General features: G+C 37.1%; 16 protein-coding genes. 13 read left to right on the plus strand and 3 right to left on the minus strand.

Features of this window, described 5'->3' with window-relative positions; all coding sequences use genetic code 11:
* Nucleotides 1-46: 46 nt before the first annotated feature.
* Nucleotides 47-1219 carry an FtsW/RodA/SpoVE family cell cycle protein gene (locus tag D9782_RS08905; protein ID WP_026680373.1) on the plus strand — a complete coding sequence of 391 codons (1173 nt, stop codon included), beginning with the start codon at nucleotides 47-49 and terminating at the stop codon, nucleotides 1217-1219.
* 303 nt (nucleotides 1220-1522) lie between these two features.
* Here the strand turns inward: D9782_RS08905 and abc-f are convergent, their stop codons facing one another.
* Nucleotides 1523-3448, minus strand: a complete 1926-nt coding sequence (gene abc-f / locus D9782_RS08910) for a ribosomal protection-like ABC-F family protein (RefSeq protein ID WP_026680374.1) — start codon at nucleotides 3446-3448, stop codon at nucleotides 1523-1525.
* Between the two features lie 133 nt (nucleotides 3449-3581).
* On the opposite strand from abc-f, the gene moaC reads away from it, so the two are divergent.
* From moaC to D9782_RS08930, 4 genes are all read left to right on the plus strand, one after another.
* Complete coding sequence (gene moaC / locus D9782_RS08915; RefSeq protein ID WP_121604545.1) at nucleotides 3582-4091, plus strand: cyclic pyranopterin monophosphate synthase MoaC; 510 nt, start codon at nucleotides 3582-3584, stop codon at nucleotides 4089-4091.
* Nucleotides 4072-4722, plus strand: a complete 651-nt coding sequence (locus D9782_RS08920) for a redox-sensing transcriptional repressor Rex (protein ID WP_026680376.1) — start codon at nucleotides 4072-4074, stop codon at nucleotides 4720-4722. The genes moaC and D9782_RS08920 overlap by 20 nt, the downstream gene beginning before the upstream one ends.
* A gap of 694 nt (nucleotides 4723-5416) precedes the next feature.
* The gene (locus D9782_RS08925) at nucleotides 5417-5608 is read left to right on the plus strand and encodes a hypothetical protein (RefSeq protein ID WP_121604546.1); all 192 of its coding nucleotides are present in this window, start codon (nucleotides 5417-5419) and stop codon (nucleotides 5606-5608) included.
* A gap of 731 nt (nucleotides 5609-6339) precedes the next feature.
* The gene (locus tag D9782_RS08930; protein WP_026680377.1) at nucleotides 6340-7320 is read left to right on the plus strand and encodes a hypothetical protein; all 981 of its coding nucleotides are present in this window, start codon (nucleotides 6340-6342) and stop codon (nucleotides 7318-7320) included.
* A gap of 41 nt (nucleotides 7321-7361) precedes the next feature.
* On the opposite strand, the gene D9782_RS08935 is transcribed toward D9782_RS08930, so the two are convergent.
* Together D9782_RS08935 and D9782_RS08940 are read right to left on the minus strand one after the other, a co-directional pair.
* Entirely contained in the window at nucleotides 7362-7562 is a 201-nt protein-coding gene (locus tag D9782_RS08935; RefSeq protein ID WP_026680378.1) for a YdiK family protein, read from the minus strand.
* A 41-nt stretch (nucleotides 7563-7603) separates the two neighbouring features.
* Complete coding sequence (locus tag D9782_RS08940) at nucleotides 7604-8311, minus strand: CPBP family intramembrane glutamic endopeptidase (protein WP_121604547.1); 708 nt, start codon at nucleotides 8309-8311, stop codon at nucleotides 7604-7606.
* Between the two features lie 721 nt (nucleotides 8312-9032).
* On the opposite strand from D9782_RS08940, the gene groES reads away from it, so the two are divergent.
* From groES to D9782_RS08980, 8 genes are all read left to right on the plus strand, one after another.
* Nucleotides 9033-9314, plus strand: a complete 282-nt coding sequence (gene groES, locus D9782_RS08945) for a co-chaperone GroES (RefSeq protein WP_026680380.1) — start codon at nucleotides 9033-9035, stop codon at nucleotides 9312-9314.
* Between the two features lie 49 nt (nucleotides 9315-9363).
* Entirely contained in the window at nucleotides 9364-11004 is a 1641-nt protein-coding gene (gene groL / locus D9782_RS08950; RefSeq protein ID WP_026680381.1) for a chaperonin GroEL, read from the plus strand.
* Between the two features lie 572 nt (nucleotides 11005-11576).
* A complete protein-coding gene (locus D9782_RS08955) occupies nucleotides 11577-11882 on the plus strand; it encodes a hypothetical protein (protein ID WP_121605855.1) in 306 nt (101 codons plus the stop codon).
* Nucleotides 11879-12628, plus strand: a complete 750-nt coding sequence (locus D9782_RS08960) for an RQC-minor-1 family DNA-binding protein (protein WP_121604548.1) — start codon at nucleotides 11879-11881, stop codon at nucleotides 12626-12628. The genes D9782_RS08955 and D9782_RS08960 overlap by 4 nt, the downstream gene beginning before the upstream one ends.
* Nucleotides 12629-13097: 469 nt before the next feature.
* Entirely contained in the window at nucleotides 13098-14093 is a 996-nt protein-coding gene (locus tag D9782_RS08965; RefSeq protein WP_121604549.1) for an ABC transporter substrate-binding protein, read from the plus strand.
* A 54-nt stretch (nucleotides 14094-14147) separates the two neighbouring features.
* Nucleotides 14148-15164 carry a FecCD family ABC transporter permease gene (locus D9782_RS08970; RefSeq protein WP_121604550.1) on the plus strand — a complete coding sequence of 339 codons (1017 nt, stop codon included), beginning with the start codon at nucleotides 14148-14150 and terminating at the stop codon, nucleotides 15162-15164.
* Between the two features lie 37 nt (nucleotides 15165-15201).
* Complete coding sequence (locus D9782_RS08975) at nucleotides 15202-16197, plus strand: FecCD family ABC transporter permease (RefSeq protein WP_051388274.1); 996 nt, start codon at nucleotides 15202-15204, stop codon at nucleotides 16195-16197.
* Complete coding sequence (locus D9782_RS08980) at nucleotides 16197-16835, plus strand: hypothetical protein (RefSeq protein WP_121604551.1); 639 nt, start codon at nucleotides 16197-16199, stop codon at nucleotides 16833-16835. The genes D9782_RS08975 and D9782_RS08980 overlap by 1 nt, the downstream gene beginning before the upstream one ends.
* The last annotated feature ends 212 nt before the right edge of the window (nucleotides 16836-17047 follow it).

Here is a 17047-nt window from a genome sequence, read left to right on the forward strand (position 1 = left end):
AACTATACAACATTTAATGATGTTAGAGAAATTTGGTGATTGAGCAGTGTCTAAGAAACAGTCCTTTTATATACAGAATGATTTAATTATCTTATTTATTTTGTTTGTATGTGTCAGCTTACTTGCTATTTACAACGCCCAGCAATTGGATCAATATGGTAAGAACTTTGTCTTGCAACAAATTGTTTGGTTTACAATAGGTGTTGGTATTGTAGCTGCCATACAGTATTTAGATATTGAGCAAATACAGAAGGCTAGTGTCTTCATATATGGATTTGGTGTACTTGTGCTTGCTGTGTTGTTAATTAGTCCTGAGGCGATAGCAAAGCCTGTCAATAATGCGAAAAGTTGGTTCCAGCTTCCTGGACTTTCGTTACAGCCCGCTGAGTTTACGAAAATAACGACCATTATATACATGGCTGCTGTTATCCACAGCCATAAGCAAAAATTTGAAAGACCGACCGTAAAGTCAGACATACTTATGTTAGTTAAAATTCTTGCAGTAGTTGGAGCTCCCGTCTTTTTAATTATGCAACAGCCTGATTTTGGTACGGCAATGGTGTATCTATTCATTGCAGGAATGATTATTATATTATCGGGAATTGATTGGAAAATTATTACGTTCCTAATTGTTAGTATTTCAGCGATACTTGGCGCTGTATTAGGATTTATTGTAAAGTTCCCGGATCTAGCAAAGAAAATTGTTGGAGACGATCAGGCGTACCAGATTGATCGAATTATGACGTGGTTTGATCCTACGCAACAAACAAGTGATGCTACATGGCATTTTGACCAGGCTTTTATGGCACTTGGTTCAGGGCAATTATTTGGAAAAGGGCTTGGGACACCTCAGGTTAATTTCCCAGAAGCACAAACCGATTTTATCTTTTCCATCATTGGAGAGAGCTTTGGTTTTGTCGGCAGTGCGCTTGTCATTTTTCTATATTTTATGTTGCTATATAAGTTAGTTACGATTGGGCTCGCTATTTATAAGCATTCGCCGTTTGCTGCATATATTTGTTTTGGCTACCTGAGTATGCTGTTAGTCCACGTGTTTCAAAATGTTGGGATGGCAATAGGAATTATGCCGGTTACAGGAATTCCGTTATTGTTGATAAGTTATGGAGGCAGTTCCGTATTATCCACAATGCTTGGCTTTGGCGTGATTTATCGAATAGCTGTGGAAAACTCGATTCAAAATGATTATCTATTCAAATAAATATGGTCATCTAAAAAAGCTACATGATATAAAATTGCGATCATGTAGCTTTTTATTTACAAGCAGATGTGGCATATCATCATCGAAATCTAGGATATGGGACGCTTTATGTAGACTCGAGCAATTTATCCATCTAAGGTTGACTATTCTTTCTATTTCATACTTCGGTAAACCACCTAATCATTGTATTCAAAAAATGATAAAAAACCCGAGCTATTTTTCGAAATATAACTTCGTATATTCGGAATATAGCTCGGATTTGTTTCATCTAGATTACTATGTTGGGGCGCTCTTTTAAATCGATTATTCCTCTTGTAGCTCGGCCCACTCTTCCATTAATCGTTCGATATGCTGTTTTCGATTTTGCGTCTCTTGAGTTAATTCAAGTGCCTTTTCATGATCTTGGAAAATTTCTGGCTGTGTCATTTTATCTTCTATCTGATTGATTTCTAACTCTAGTTTTTCAATTTCTTCCTCGAGTTCAGCAATTCGTCGTTGCTTCTTGCGTCTTTCACTTTTTAATTGCTTTTCTTCCTTGTAGCTCCGCTTTTTTTCAGTTGTTGACTTTTGTTTAACTACTTCAGCTTGCTGTAATCTTTGTATTTCTGCCTCTTCTGCTTTTTTCTCTAGATAATAATCATAATCCCCTAAATAAAGCATCGTATTGGATCTTTGCATTTCGATCACTTGATCAGCAATTTTGTTAATAAAATAGCGATCATGAGAAACAAAAAGTATCGTACCTGGATAATCGATTAAAGCAGCTTCAAGTACTTCCTTACTATCGATATCAAGATGGTTTGTCGGTTCATCGAGTATAAGCAGATTGGCTTTTTGCATCATCAATTTAGATAATGCCAGTCTTGCTTTTTCTCCCCCACTTAATGCATTCACTGGCTTTAAGACATCGTCTCCTGAAAATAAGAAGTTACCAAGAACGGTGCGTATATCTTTTTCATTTATCGTCGGATAATCATCCCAGAGTTCCATCAATACCGTTTTTGAAGAGTTTAAATTTGCCTGCTCTTGATCATAATAACCAATTTGAACATTTGTTCCGAGCTGAATGTTACCTTTTGCAGCCTTCAGTTTACCTAATATAACTTTTAATAACGTAGTTTTACCAACTCCATTAGGTCCTACTAAAGCAACACTTTCACCACGATTTAGGTGCAGATCTACATGGTGAAATAAGTCATTATCTTCACCATCATAACGAAAGGACAGATCATTGATTTTTAAGACATCATTTCCACTTCTTTTGTCGATATGAAATGAAAAGGAAGCAGAAGATTCTTCTCCTAAAGGTCGATCAAGCTTGTCCATTTTTTCTAACTGCTTCCGCCTACTTTGGGCACGCTTGGTTGTAGACGCACGTACAATATTTCGTTGAATAAAATCCTCCATTTTTTTAATTTCAGATTGTTGTTTTTCATATTCTTTTAGGTCTTTTTCAAAATCCAAAGCTTTTTGTTCTAAAAATTTACTATACGTACCATGATATTTTTTCGTTTTATGTCTGGAAATCTCATAAACGATGGATACGGTCTTATCTAGAAAATAACGATCGTGGGAGACGATGATGATAGCTCCAGGATAGCTTATTAGATAGTTTTCTAACCAATTTAATGTATCAATATCCAAGTGGTTTGTTGGTTCATCTAAAATAAGTAACTGTGGCTTCTTTAATAACAGTTTTCCTAGTGCCAATCTAGTTTTTTGACCACCACTTAGTGTTTCAATTGGTGTTTGGTAGTCAAAATGATGAAAATCTAGGCCAGTTAAAACAGCTTTTATATCTGCTTCATAGGTATATCCGCCATTCCTTTGAAAGACCTGTTGTAGTTTATCGTATTGATCCAATAATTTTTCATAGCTGTCAGTTGAATGGTTAGTCGTTTGTTCCATTTGCTTTTCAAGGAGACGTAGCTCTTCTTCCTGTTTTCTTAATTCCGTAAATACAGCGAGCATTTCATCCCAAATGGTTTGATTTGATTCAAGTGACATATGTTGTGATAAGTAACCGATTGTTAAATCCTTAGGCTGGAAAAGCTCACCATCATCATAGCTGAGTTCACCAGCCATTATTTTTAATAGTGTAGACTTTCCAGCTCCATTTCTACCTACAATAGCAATACGATCATTGTCTTTTACTTCCATTTTTATATTCGATAGAATCTCATCAGCACCAAATGCCTTAGAAAGTCCATTCATTTGCATAAGTATCATAGCTTTTCACCTCATCCATACTAGTGTATCTTAATTACATGAACGCAAGCAATATAATTGTGAAAACGATCACGACTTATTTCCATTTTTCTGCTAGAATAGAGATGGAGTTCAAAGCAATGGAGTTGGGCAAATGTCAGATTTTACACACTTTAATCAACAGGGTAGGGCGCATATGGTGGATATTAGTGATAAGCAAGAAACGAATCGTATGGCAATCGCTAGATCCAGTATCCTTATGAACAAACAAGTTTATGAGGCGATTATTGGAAATGCTATAAAAAAAGGGGATGTACTTGCAGTTGCACAAGTTGCAGGTATTATGGCAGCAAAGAAGACACCAGACTTTATTCCAATGTGTCATCCGTTACCATTAACGGGCGTTAATATTTCGTTTCAGTGGGATACGTCACATGATACATATGAATTAATTGTTGATGCCACTGTGAAAACGAAAGGAATTACAGGTGTTGAGATGGAAGCTCTTACTGCTGTGTCTGCTGCTACATTGACAGTATATGATATGTGCAAAGCGATTGATAAAGGGATGACCATCGGCCAGACATTTTTAATCGAAAAACAAGGTGGTAAATCTGGAGATTATTATCGTAAGGAAAGAAGGAATGACCATGGATCAAAATAAAATACCTCAAGCAACTGCTAAACGCTTGCCATTGTATTATCGATTTTTAAATAATTTGAATCACCAGGGCAAAAAAAGGGTGTCCTCCAAGGAATTAAGTGATGCGGTAAAAGTCGATTCTGCTACCATTCGCAGAGATTTTTCTTATTTTGGTGCATTGGGTAAAAAGGGATATGGCTATAATGTCGAATACCTATTGGGATTTTTTCGTAAGACGCTCGATCAGGATGAAACAACGGATGTTGCACTAATTGGCGTAGGTAATCTAGGTACTGCCTTTTTACATTATAATTTTATGAAAAATAATAATATATTAATAAAGATGGCGTTCGATAGTGATCCCGATAAGGTTGGAACTACGATTGGTGATGTACCTGTATATAATATTGCAGATTTAGAAGACAAGATAGCTGGTGTAAAGGTGGCAATCTTAACAATCCCTGCTAGTGAAGCGGATGGAATCACCGATCGACTCGTGGAGCAAGGGATTACGGGGATTTTAAATTTCACTCCAGCGAGGATTACGGTTCCAGAACATATTCGTGTTCATCATATTGATTTAGCGGTTGAGCTACAAGCACTTGTTTACTTCTTAAAACATTATCCTTTAGAAACGAATCGTCTAGAATAAGCGAAGCCTCTTGATGGTAATTAAAGCTACTGAGAAGCGTTTTTGATATGCTCTCCTTTATCTCGCTAATAACTCAGTAAGATCTTAATTCAAGCAATAATACGGATTAAGCGGGGGATCGACTGCCAGTAAATGTCCGATTGGTTTTACGAATAATCCGTGGGGATAAACAAATCCCCCACGGATTGAAGTTTTACTTTGTGTAGACAGATTAAACATTGATTCTGTATTACTTAAGGAGCGTTTTAATAGTGAAATAGCAGTATTTGATGAAGCGTCGTTTTCCATGGGCAACGCTTCAATGTATATTTTCTTTCTTGATTGGAAAAGCAAAAGTAAGTAGTTTTTTGCTCTTAAGGAAAAATGAAATCAGAAACAAGCTGGGAAACCTAGATAGGGTTTCTTTTTTTGTAAGTTAAGAAAGTATAAAATCAGTGCAATGACTGCGTTAAGCCAAGTAGTTATTTTGAAATGTTTGTGTATATTGGCAATGCTCCGACTAATTACTTCGCTTTCCGCGGGCACGGCCTCAACTAACTTTGCAAAGAAGACCACGTTGCAAAGTGGATTTTCGGCTCGCGCTAATCCCGCAGGAGTCTACGTAATTAGTCTCCGCTATGAGAATGTGCAACAATTCTTGTCATAAGTAATAGGTTGACTTTTTTTACAATGGGTAAAGTGAAAATCGTTATCCGTGAGTATAAAAGCAGCTGTGTTACTTCATGCTAGCGTTGTAGAGCCTGATAATAGCGAAGGCCGGCCACTTCAACTCCTGTGGGAAATGTTTGACCTGAAGATCCACTTTTTTGAGCGGGTTTTGCTAAAAAAGTTAGCTGAAGGACAAACCCCACGGAAAGGGAAGTGGGCAGCCGGAGTGATTCCATAATAGCTACTAGAGGAAGCGTAAATCTGAGCATGTAGTGATAAGGACTGAGCGAATTTTGCTCAGTTTTTCTTATAGTTATAAAATTAGCCCATGTAGATATAAGCGTGTTGGGTCGGCGTCTAGTTACAGCGCCCAGAAACGAGGCGACTTCACGAATCGCCCTATGCTAAGTCAACATTGGCTCGCAAGCTCACCATGATTGCTTGCTCCAGTCGTACATTTCTATTTGAACCCACTCATGAGGACAACAATGTCTACTGGTCATTAATTATAATTGTTTTATCCTACCATATAACTAGCAGCAATACCCCACTTCAAGCAATAAAGAGAAACCAATATGGATAAGTCGGGGATCGATTGGCAGTAAATGTCCGATTGATTCAAAGACCTTTAGGTCATACTCTTGTGGTACCGTGGGGAACAAAATTCTCAGTAGATAGAAGTTTCACATGATCTGTAAGGTATTATTTTTTCTTTTTTACGGTGATTTTTAGAGTAATACCCAGAAACTAAACAGGTGTTATGACATATAAATTGCATTATTTTTCCAATTTATTGTATTTTTTTGCGTCTAATTTAGGAATATATTGGTAATACATTAATTTTATAGAACCTTTAGCCTGTATTTTCAGAATATTTTTTGGGTATAAAGACGTCTGTCTTTATACATATGCATGAGCTATGCTAAGTAGGGATTCTTACTTATTACATAAATCAGGAGGTAAAATTGTATGTTGAAGAAGGTGAAATCACTACTATTTATTTTTATATTTAGCCTTATATTCATAGTCGGATGTGGTGCTAAGGACAGTAGTGATAGTGAAAAAGTTGCCAAAGCTAGTGAAGAACCAAAAGCAGAAGCTACTATTCCAGAAGATGATACCTTAAAGGCAGTTCTAGAAGAAAATATTCAAACAATGATGGATAAGGATTTACAAGGCCATATGAAAACCATTCATCCTGAGTCCCCTGGTTATGATACAACAAAGGAGCTAATAAATAGCCTACAAGCATATACATTAGATATTACATTAACGGATGTACATGTAGAAGAAAAGTCAGCAGCTGAAGCAAGGTTAGCTTATACGCAGACGAATATGAAAGTGGAAGGCCCTGATTACCAAAACAATCAAACAACAGGTGTTCATATATTGAAGCCGGATAATGGGGAATGGAAAATCTATAGCAGTGAAATCGGCGAAACGGTTAATTTGGACGAGAATGGAGAAGTAATTGAGGCTGGGGAAGCAGAGCCTGTGATGGAAGGTAACTATGTAGAAGAAATTAGAAGTTTAGAGATGCCATTTAGTGAAGATAAATGGGAGCTTGGAAACTATGCAGAGGAATCAGGGGAGGCTATTGTTGAATTTTTAGTTTCTGGAGAAACCTTTGAGAATTATACTGAATTACTGACGCTTCATTATTATGAAGATGGAAAAGATTTGATCGGAGTTAAAAACTTCATTACAAACATGGAAGGTAACTTGAGTGATATGATTGATGGAGAGCTTCAATTTGAGCAAATGGATGTAACAAACGAAGAAGGGTTCTATGAATTTGCTATTACTAATGACTCACTGCAATATGATCAAGAGGAACTTGCCCGCGTGTTTGTGAAGGATTCCGATATGTTTGTTATCCGCTATACAACGATGGAACAAAAAATAAAACAAAAAGAAGCTTGGTTGGAGAAGTTAAAGGCGGTTAAATAAAAGCACCCATGAAAAAAGAAGGAAAGCAGCATAATACACTGCTATTCCTTCTTTTTATGTTTAAGGCGAAAATGTAAGGACATTAAACGAATACTAACGCCTATTTCAAGTGTAGCAAATATTGCTAATATAATTGTGGTCACATTCCAGATGGTATCATCTGCACTCAGAATGGCAATGTACGTAAAGAATACTCCCATAATAAAATAAATAATCGCCATGGTCTTCGGTGAAATCTTCATTTATAAAGCCTCCATAATAAATCCTTACTCAACATTTCGTATTAATGTAGCATGAAAATGGTTTGTAGTTCTTCTAACTGTCTTTCTAATTCCTCTGGGTCAATGTTATATTGTATAAGTACGACTAATGAGTTCATAGCCATATGAACAATAATTGGTACAATAATACGCTTTGTCTTTACATAAAGATACGCAAACACTAAGCCCATCGAACCGTATACAAGTATATGCTCAGGCTCACCATGAATAACCGCGAAAATGAGCGCGGATAAAAGTGCTGCAATGAAGAAGTTTGTCCGTAAATACAGTCGTCCGAAAATAATTTTACGGAAGATGATTTCTTCCAGGATTGGAGCGGCAAACATAGGAATTATCATAAACAGTGGTGACATACGAGTCACATCCATAATTGCCTGTGTGTTTTCCGAATCTTGTCCAATACCTAACAGCTTCACTTCAATTGATCCGGCGATTCCCTGTGCGAAATATGCCATGAATACACCGAGAATAGACCAAAGAATCACATTTCCAGTAGAAGCAGCATCTCGTTGATTTACTCCTTGTTTCATGTCTGGTTTCATTAATTGTAAGACAATAATTACTCCTGCTATAAAGCTAATCAGCGACCAGTAAACAAACGCGTCTATCTGATTAATCGGTAACAATGCATATAGAAGTGGGATAAAAATAACTCCTGAGAATTGTACAAGTACATATGTTATGATGACCCACCAATATCGTTTTGGCAAAATACAACGACTCCTTTATCTCTAAGTTATTAAGAATGTATCCATTTTTGTTTCTTCCAATTAGTTTATGTTTGCTGAAATAAATCTATTAACGATAAAATACATATACGTGATTTTTTAGACATCATGTAAAAGTGACGTATCAGCAACATAAAAAGGTGTGTTAAGGTGATTCTATGTAAGCTATAGAACCGTATTTATTTATACTTCTCTTATTTTATCATAAAATGAAAAGCTACTTACAATAGAATGAATCATTGGCTTGGTATGACAAATTCATTATCTGTATGTTAATAAGGAAATAAAGTTGGTCTTTTTCGCCATAAGCATTAAAAGTGGGGGGCGACTGCCAGTAAATCCGCTTGGCTCAAATGCTTTAGGTCATACCCTTGTGGTACTAACAAAGCGTGGAGGATAATCAAAACTCCCACGAATTGAAGTTTCACTTTATTGTGTTCAAGGTAAAACATTATCAATGATAATACTTTTCTGTGCAGGCAGTAGACTCATTGAAGTAATTCTTTATGTTATAACAAAGGTTTTGGATATGTTGTGAAGGTAAAGACATACGAATTGATTCGAGTAAGAAAATTTTATAAAAAAATCTATTCTTCATACTTGCATTTTTAACAGGAATTATTTATCATATTAATTGGAATTAGCACTCGGTGATATAGAGTGCTAATAAATAAAATGACATGGAATTAAGGAGGCTTTCTTCATGATTAAACCACTAGGAGAACGCGTTGTTATCGAGCTTGTTGAACAAGAAGAGAAAACTGCAAGCGGTATCGTACTTCCAGACTCTGCAAAAGAAAAACCACAAGAAGGAAATGTGGTAGCTGTTGGTTCTGGAAAAATCGTAAATGGTGAAAAAGTTGCTCTAGAAGTTTCTGAAGGTGACCGCATTATCTTTTCAAAATTTGCTGGTACAGAAGTTAAATACGAAGGCAAAGAGTACTTAATTCTTCGTGAAGATGACATCTTAGCTGTCATAGGCTAATCTTAGATATACAGATACTTAATTAAAGAATTTAAGGAGGGCTTTATCAATGGCTAAAGAAATTAAATTCAGTGAAGACGCACGTCGCGCAATGCTTCGTGGTGTAGATACATTAGCAGACGCAGTTAAAGTAACATTAGGACCAAAAGGCCGTAATGTCGTTTTAGATAAAAAATTTGGTTCCCCATTAATTACAAATGATGGTGTAACCATCGCAAAAGAAATTGAACTAGAAGATCATTTCGAAAACATGGGTGCACAGCTTGTATCAGAAGTTGCATCTAAGACAAATGATGTTGCTGGTGACGGTACAACAACTGCAACTGTATTAGCTCAATCAATGATTCGTGAGGGACTTAAGAACGTTGCTTCAGGTGCTAACCCAGTTGGCGTTCGTCGTGGTATTGAGAAAGCAGTAGAGGTAGCAGTGAATGAACTTAAAACTATTTCAAATCCAATTGAAAGTAAAGAATCTATTGCCCAAGTAGCAGCCGTTTCATCTGGTGACAGTGAAGTTGGAAGCTTGATTTCTGAAGCAATGGAACGCGTTGGAAACGACGGTGTAATTACGATTGAAGAATCTAAAGGCTTTAACACGGAATTAGAAGTTGTTGAAGGTATGCAATTTGATCGTGGATATGCTTCTCCATACATGGTTACTGACCAAGATAAAATGGAAGCAATTCTTGAAGATCCATACATTCTTATTACAGATAAAAAGATTGGTAATATCCAAGAAGTACTACCTGTACTTGAGCAAGTTGTTCAGCAAAGCAAGCCACTATTAATGATCGCTGAAGATGTAGAGGGCGAAGCTCTTGCAACTTTAGTAGTTAACAAGCTTCGTGGTACGTTCAACGCTGTAGCTGTAAAAGCTCCTGGATTCGGTGATCGTCGTAAAGCAATGCTTGAAGATATTGCTACTCTAACAGGTGCAGAAGTAATTACAGAAGATCTTGGCTTAGATCTTAAGAGTGCAACAATTGAGCAATTAGGTCGTGCATCTAAAGTTGTTGTTACAAAAGAAAACACAACGATCGTAGAAGGATCTGGAAATCCTGAAGCAATTTCTTCTCGTGTAGCACAAATTCGTGCACAAGCTGAAGAAACTACTTCTGATTTCGATAAAGAAAAATTACAAGAACGCTTAGCTAAGCTAGCTGGCGGTGTAGCAGTAATTAAAGTCGGTGCTGCAACAGAAACAGAATTAAAAGAACGCAAGCTACGTATTGAAGATGCATTGAACTCTACACGTGCAGCAGTTGAAGAAGGTATTGTTGCTGGTGGAGGTACTGCACTAGTAAATATTTATAACAAAGTAAGCGAACTTAATCTTGAAGGTGACGAAGCAACTGGTGCAAACATTGTACGTCGTGCTATGGAAGAACCAGTACGTCAAATCGCACACAATGCTGGTCTAGAAGGATCTATCATTGTAGAACGTCTAAAAGGTGAAAAAGTTGGCGTTGGTTACAATGCAGCAACTGGCGAATGGGTAAACATGGTTGAAGCAGGAATTGTTGACCCAACAAAAGTTACTCGTTCTGCACTACAAAACGCAGCATCTGTAGCAGCTATGTTCCTAACTACAGAAGCAGTAGTCGCTGACAAACCAGAAGAAGATGGCGGCGCTGCAGGTGGCGGAATGCCTGACATGGGCGGCATGGGTGGAATGGGCGGCATGATGTAATTCATGCTCCAAAACTCTTGATAAATAAGGATTATTGATTTATTTGCTAACAAAATACTAACATGAAGTAACAGAGATTTCTCAATGGGTTTCAACTCTTGAGAAGTCTCTTTTTGTCTATTCACTGCTTTAAGTAGGTTGGATTTATAATTTTCTTAGAAAAAACAGTGAAAAAATTTAGAATTTAGCCGGGAACCCTTGTGACTGTAGTTGTGAAATGAATTGGCTGCGGATACGGTGTACAGATTAGATACTGAAGGTAGATTTCTGTATACCAAGTATCCGACATGATAAAAGTTTGCTAAAAAGGTTTCTTTAATGAGGGTAACTTGCTGTTTTGGTGGTGTATTGCTGAAAAGAAAATATCAAAAAAATTGAAGATGAAAGAAAAACGATATAAAAAAGAATACATGACTTTTATAGATGACTCAAACAAAGTAAAATTAATGTGAAGTCTTGTCACTAAAGAGAACAAAATAGAAGAGGGATTCAAGTAAAAAATACACACAATTATACAGGACTTATGGTAATCCTCAGAAATTATAGAATGATAAAAAGGTGTGGATATGGTGATGGCGACAAAAAAGAATTCACAAGCTTGGGAAGGGGCAAAAACACGATGTCGTTTGAATGAGACTGATATACAAATGGCCAAGGAGTTGAGGATGACACCAAAGAGCTTAATTAAAAATATCCCAGTCCCTAATCAAAAAAGGAAAGCAACTGTTAAAGTATGGATTCGTAATCTTTATGGGGAGATGTTTGGAAGGGTCCTAACAGTTAACCCAGCTCTCAGTAAAGCATTAAGAAAATCTATGAAGCAAGAAGATGCGATTGTATCTAAACGCTGGGTGGATGAGGAGGACTTACCGTTTTGAAGAAATCTAAGATTAATCGATTATCTGAGGAAGAGATAAAAGTTATATTGAGAGCATCTGATGAAATTATTGCAAAAGGAGGAAGAACACTTCTTGCTAAAATCTTAAAGGGTTCACGGGAAAAGAAAGTATTGCAACTGGGGTTGGATAGGTGTCCTGTCTATGGTTATTTTAAGTCAGAGAAACTAGATGAAATTATGAAAAAAATTGATTGGATGATTGATTATGATTTTCTAGAAATTGAGTATGACGGAAAATTTCCAATGATTGTTTTCACAGAGCGGGGTTGGTACATAGAGTCCGATCAATATGCTGATGAACTTTTAAATGAATGGAAGGAATGGGCCAAACAGGGAAAACAAAATCCTGATATGAGCTATTTAAAGGATCGGAATAGGAAAATGATTCTATTATTGCTTGAGAAGATTAAAGAGTCCGGAGATCAAGCGTTTATTCCTTATTTAGAATTATGGGAGAAAGTTGATTATAAAAAGGTAAGAGCTGAGATTCGAACAACTATAAATGTAATAAATAGAAATGAGCCGATTGATCATTCAGTTGTAAAAGAAAGGACAGAATCTATAAATGAAGCACTAGAGGGCTTAGAGCCGCATGACCTGCTTTTAAAATGCTGGATATGTGGAGTAAGATTTACTTTTACAACGGGAGAGCAACGATTTTATGAGAAAAAAGGCTTTTCATACCCGAAAAGATGTAAAAAGTGTCGTAATGAAAAGGATATCTAATTCTCTTATTAACAAGTGAGTTTAGTAAGAAATTTTTAAATGAAGAATATTCGGGTGTAATTAAAAAGTTAACATGAATCTGTTACACCTAATTGGACAAGTTAGTTAAGGGCAGATAGACTTGGCTCAAATAAAAGCCGAGGAGATTTTAAAATGCCCAAACGAGCGAGAAAATATTTTTCCAAAAAATTCAGGTGATGTAATAACGCCTGAAACCCTATGTGAAGGAGTTTGTTTGATAACCCCTGAATAACATACCTTTTGTTATTTAATAAAAAGGATTTACTTTATATTGTAGAGAGCTTCTGATTAGTTTATTGAACTTTTGAGAAGCTCCTTTTTAATTCTATAATTCTACTTATAGTTAAATGATGGAAAGTCCTAACTGTATTGTTGACATGAGTTATCATATGAAATACTATAATATTAAATGAAAATGATTATCATTATCAAAAAAAGGGGAATACATATGCTAAATAACCAATTACATAAAAAATGGGGATTACTTTTATTTGTTGTACTTATGGTTACACTGCTTGTAGCTTGTGGATCGGAAGAAACTTCTTCAGAAAACGCTTCGTCTGAGGAAGGGGAGAAGTCTTCAAGCGAGAATTCAAAAGAGCGGGAAATTGATCACGCTATGGGGACGACAACTATCAAGGGAACCCCTGAAAAAGTTGTGACGCTGTACCAAGGAGCAACGGATACCGCTATTGTATTTGGGGTGGAGCCAGTAGGAATCGTTGAGTCCTGGGTAGAGAAACCTATTTATAAGTATCTTAGAGATGATCTAGAAGGAACGAAATTAGTGGGGGAAGAGACACAGCCAAATTTAGAGGAGATTGCGAAGTTAAAACCGGATGTTATTTTTGCATCGAAACTCCGACATGAGGAAATCTATGAAAAACTAAATAAAATTGCTCCCACTGTAGCCATTGATCAAGTCTATGAATTTAAGGAAACAGTTAAATTAATGGGAGAAACGTTGAATAAGCAAGATAAATCAGATGAAATCTTGACCAATTGGGATGAACGGATTAAAGATTTCAATAAAAAAGCTGCCGAAAAGTTAGGAGATGAGTGGCCGCTAAATGTTTCTATCTTGAACTTCCGAAGTGATCATGCTCGTATTTATTTTGATAGTTTTGCCGGAATGATTCTTAGAGAAGCAGGCTTCACTAGACCAGAGAATCAACAATCAGATGAATGGGGTATGAAGCTAACCGATAAAGAAAGTATTAATGAAATGAACGCTGATGTTTTCTATGTTTTCATGAGTGATGACCCAGCGATTAAAGATAATTATAAAGAATGGACGAACCACCCTCTTTGGCAGAATCTGGACGCTGTAAACAATGACGAGGTTCATATGGTCGATGAAGTTATATGGAACATGTCAGGTGGAATTCAAGCCGCAAACTTAATGCTGGACGATTTGTATGACAGGTTTGATTTAGAAAAATAAATGACGAAAGATAGGAGGATTTCTCCTATCTTTGTTTCTTTGGGGAGAAAAATAATGAACAAATTTATAAACAATCGACATATAAGGTGGATAACGCTTCTTGTTCTATTGCTTTTATTTGTAATTGCATCTTTTTTAAGCATATTTTTAGGAAAAACCTCTATACCTCTCTCTACAGTTTGGGACGCCTTCTTCCATTATGACCCTTCCGACACAAATCAGGTCATTATTCGTACGTCGCGCTTAACCCGAACATTAATTGCTATTACCATAGGAGCAAGTCTATCCATTGCCGGAGCGCTTATGCAAGCATTGACGCGTAACCCATTAGCAGCACCTGACATCTTTGGGGTGAATGCAGGAGCACTATTTTTTATCGTCGCTTCAGCTACCTTCTTTTCAGTAGAATCCTTAAGCGGGTATATGTGGATTGGCTTTATAGGAGCTGGACTTGCGGGGGCGATCGTATATTTACTAGGTTCAATGGGAGAAGATGGCTTGTCTCCGGTTCGCATTGTCTTAGCGGGTGCCGCAATTAGCGCGCTTTTTATCTCATTCACGCAAGGGATGCTCGTTTTGGATGAACAGCGTATACAAAGCGTGTTGTTTTGGCTAGCTGGTTCTGTGGCGGGTCGGGAATTAAGCCTTCTTCTACCGGTTCTTCCTTTTATCTTAGGAGCCATTATTATTTCGTTATTGGTTGGAAAGCCACTGAACATTCTTATGTCTGGTGATGATGTGGCTAAAAATCTTGGGCTAAACACCAGTTTGGTTAAATTGGTAATCGGAATCATTATTGTGTTTTTAGCTGGAGGCTCTGTAGCTATAGCAGGGTCGATAGGGTTTATTGGCCTGGTTGTACCTCACATTGTTAAAGGAATCACAGGACCAAATTATCAATGGATTTTACCGATCAGTGGTATATTCGGGGCTACTTTGCTGTTATGTGCCGATATCGCAGCACGACTCGTCATTGCCCCTCAGGAAATGCCTATAGGAGTTATGACGGCTCTTTTCGGAACGCCATTTTTCATTTATATAGCTAGAAAAGGGGTGAAGAAAAGTGGGTGACTTTTACACAATCAGAAGTAAAAATGATAAAATTTCAATGCAATTTCATAAAAAGTCGTTGTTTATTTTGATTTGCTTATTATTGCTTACGGTAGTTTTCTTTATCATAAGCCTTTCAGCAGGAAGCAGTTATATTCCTGTGGGAGCGGTTTTTCAAGAGCTCTTTAGTGAAAGCGATTATACTTTTATACTTCATGAACTCCGAATGCCCCGTGTAATAATGGGTTTCCTTGTGGGTGCAGGGCTTGGAGTTTCCGGGTTAATTCTACAGGGGATGATTCGTAATCCTCTAGGTTCTCCGGACATTGTAGGAGTAACAGGAGGGGCGTCTGTAGGAGCGGTTTTGTTTATTGTTTTTTTACTGGGTGAGATGAGTGTCAATTGGCTTCCCTTGGCTTCGATTATTGGAGCAGCAGTTACATCAGCTATTATCTATTTATTATCATGGTCAAATGGGGTGACTCCCATGCGATTAATTCTTATTGGAATTGGCATTTCTGCATTGACCAATGCCATAGTGACCATGTTTATGGTATCAAGTGAGTCTGCCATTGCTTCTAAAGTATATCTATGGTTAACCGGAAGTCTATACGGTGCCAATTGGCAGGAAGTAATCATTCTCCTTCCCATTATCCTTACCTTGATCTTTCTCTCGCTATTTTTTACAGGGATTGTGAATGTCAAGCAATTAGGAGACGATATAGCGATCGGTATGGGTGTTCGAGTTCAATTTTTCCGCTTTCTATTACTTGCTTTGAGTGTTGCATTAGCTGGCGCTGCTGTTTCTTTTGCAGGTGGCATAGCTTTTGTTGGGCTAATCGCTCCTCATATCGCTCGGATTATATTGCATAAATCGTTTGCTAATTTAGTAGTTGGTTCTGCGCTTATCGGATCGTTAATAGTGATGGGAGCTGATATCATAGCTCGTACGGCCTTTTTGCCATCGGATATTCCTGCTGGAGTATTTACAGCTGGGATTGGGGCACCATTTTTCATTTATTTACTATATCGCAACAGAAAGGGGTTTCGTTAATGATTCCTGTTCTTGCATTAATGGAAGAGGTAAAATGTATTGAATTTTTAAATCATCAAATGCAGCGAATCTATGCTCCCAACTTAAAGGTTACTGCGTCAATGATGATGAAGAAGTACGCTCAGGTTCTTCCAGCTCAGGTATTGAATTCCATGTTATGGGAAGAACAAGCCAAAATCATTCCCCTTTCCTCTTGCACCATTAGCGAGCAGTTGGATATTAGGGTAGATGCTCTACAGGTCAAATATACTGACTCACGACAGGATTCTTGGGAGGGGCTTTTTGCTTATCATATCCTGCCATTGTTGCAGGCGTTTCACCAGGTGACAAATATTCCTCTTTTTATTTTATGGGAAAATGTAGCGGTTCGGCTCAACTCTTTCTTTAGAAAAGCAGTGGAGAAATATCCCGATCATCGCCAAAGAATTATTGAACTTGCTAGAGAGTTGAATCAATTGGATGGAAGCTATTTTGATTGTATGAATCATCCTATGAGTAGTTATCTGACTAATCCCAATTCTCTTAGTGAACAAAAAATAAGGCGTACGTGCTGCTACTTTCATAAGCTGGAAAAAAAGAAGGAAACACTCACACACTGTCTGGTGTGTCCACTTCATAATAAGAATTGTTCGTCTTAAGAAGAGTGGTGGATCGACGGCAGTAAATGTCCAATTTGTTTAACTACCATCCGTGGAGATAAACAAAAGCCAACGGATTAAAGTTTCATTTTATATAATGTTAGGCTGATTTTCATGTGATTCACCAATAGGCATACAATTTCAGCTTGTTTTTAAAAGCATAGCTAATAGGAATGACAATGGATTATATATCTTATTAATCTAAAAATTTT

The organism is Virgibacillus sp. Bac332, from assembly GCF_003667785.1.
In the GTDB taxonomy this organism is placed as follows: Bacteria; Bacillota; Bacilli; order Bacillales; family Amphibacillaceae; genus Virgibacillus; species Virgibacillus salarius.

Bases quoted from the DNA above. Each gene is read 5' to 3' on its own strand.
- abc-f (WP_026680374.1), bottom strand. From the start codon at position 3,448: ATGATACTTATGCAAATGAATGGACTTTCTAAGGCATTTGGTGCTGAT.
- moaC (WP_121604545.1), top strand. From the start codon at position 3,582: ATGTCAGATTTTACACACTTTAATCAACAGGGTAGGGCGCATATGGTG.
- D9782_RS08920 (WP_026680376.1), top strand. From the start codon at position 4,072: ATGACCATGGATCAAAATAAAATACCTCAAGCAACTGCTAAACGCTTG.
- D9782_RS08930 (WP_026680377.1), top strand. From the start codon at position 6,340: ATGTTGAAGAAGGTGAAATCACTACTATTTATTTTTATATTTAGCCTT.
- D9782_RS08935 (WP_026680378.1), bottom strand. From the start codon at position 7,562: ATGAAGATTTCACCGAAGACCATGGCGATTATTTATTTTATTATGGGA.
- groES (WP_026680380.1), top strand. From the start codon at position 9,033: ATGATTAAACCACTAGGAGAACGCGTTGTTATCGAGCTTGTTGAACAA.
- groL (WP_026680381.1), top strand. From the start codon at position 9,364: ATGGCTAAAGAAATTAAATTCAGTGAAGACGCACGTCGCGCAATGCTT.
- D9782_RS08955 (WP_121605855.1), top strand. From the start codon at position 11,577: ATGGCGACAAAAAAGAATTCACAAGCTTGGGAAGGGGCAAAAACACGA.
- D9782_RS08965 (WP_121604549.1), top strand. From the start codon at position 13,098: ATGCTAAATAACCAATTACATAAAAAATGGGGATTACTTTTATTTGTT.
- D9782_RS08970 (WP_121604550.1), top strand. From the start codon at position 14,148: ATGAACAAATTTATAAACAATCGACATATAAGGTGGATAACGCTTCTT.
- D9782_RS08975 (WP_051388274.1), top strand. From the start codon at position 15,202: ATGCAATTTCATAAAAAGTCGTTGTTTATTTTGATTTGCTTATTATTG.
- D9782_RS08980 (WP_121604551.1), top strand. From the start codon at position 16,197: ATGATTCCTGTTCTTGCATTAATGGAAGAGGTAAAATGTATTGAATTT.